This is a genomic window from Methylibium sp. T29-B (assembly GCF_000576225.1).
Taxonomy (GTDB): Bacteria; Pseudomonadota; Gammaproteobacteria; order Burkholderiales; family Burkholderiaceae_C; genus Methylibium; species Methylibium petroleiphilum.
Map to the genome: position 1 here is coordinate 1 of NZ_AZSN01000358.1, position 1,188 is coordinate 1,188.

Consider the following 1,188-nt stretch of genomic DNA (forward strand, 5'->3'; position numbering starts at 1 on the left):
ATTACTCGATGATCTTGGCGACGACGCCTGCGCCGACGGTGCGGCCGCCCTCACGGATGGCGAAGCGCAGGCCTTCTTCCATCGCGATCGGGTTGATCAGCTTGACCGTGATGCTCACGTTGTCGCCCGGCATCACCATCTCCTTGTCCTTGGGCAGCTCCACCGCGCCCGTCACGTCCGTCGTGCGGAAGTAGAACTGGGGACGGTAGTTGTTGAAGAACGGCGTGTGTCGGCCGCCCTCTTCCTTGCTCAGGACGTAGATCTCGGCGGTGAAGTGGGTGTGCGGCTTGACCGAGCCGGGCTTGCACAGCACCTGGCCGCGCTGCACGTCTTCGCGCTTGGTGCCGCGCAGCAGGATGCCGACGTTGTCGCCCGCCTGACCCTGGTCGAGCAGCTTGCGGAACATCTCGACGCCGGTGCAGGTGGTCTTCTGCGTGGCGCTGATGCCGACGATCTCGATTTCCTCGCCGACCTTGATGATGCCGCGTTCGACACGGCCGGTGACGACGGTGCCGCGCCCGGAGATGGAGAACACGTCTTCCACCGGCATCAGGAAGGCGCCGTCCACCGCACGCTCGGGCGTGGGGATGTAGCTGTCGAGGGCTTCGGCCAGCTTCATGATGGCTTGTTCGCCGAGTTCGCCCTTGTCGCCTTCGAGGGCGAGCTTGGCCGAGCCGTGGACGATGGGGGTGGCGTCACCGGGGAACTCGTACTTGTCGAGCAGTTCGCGCACTTCCATCTCCACCAGCTCGAGGAGCTCGGCGTCGTCGACCATGTCGCACTTGTTCAGGAAGACGATGATGTAGGGCACGCCGACCTGACGGGCCAGCAGGATGTGCTCGCGGGTCTGGGGCATCGGGCCGTCGGCGGCCGAGCACACGAGGATGGCGCCGTCCATCTGCGCCGCACCCGTGATCATGTTCTTCACGTAGTCGGCGTGCCCGGGGCAGTCAACGTGCGCGTAGTGCCGGTTGGCGGTCTCGTACTCAACGTGCGCCGTGTTGATCGTGATGCCGCGCGCCTTCTCTTCGGGCGCCGCGTCGATCTGGTCGTACGCCTTGGCCTCACCACCGAACTTCGACGACAGAATCGTCGTGATCGCCGCCGTCAGCGTCGTCTTCCCGTGGTCCACGTGCCCAATCGTCCCAACGTTCACGTGCGGCTTGGTCCGCTCGAATTTGCTCTTGG

The 1,188-nt window shown here is 65.0% G+C and carries 1 protein-coding gene; it reads right to left on the reverse strand.

The window, feature by feature from the left end; translation table 11 throughout:
* Position 1: 1 nt before the first annotated feature.
* Positions 2-1,188: elongation factor Tu (gene tuf, locus Y694_RS21910; protein ID WP_036236732.1), on the reverse strand; the 1,187-nt coding region annotated here is incomplete at its 5' end.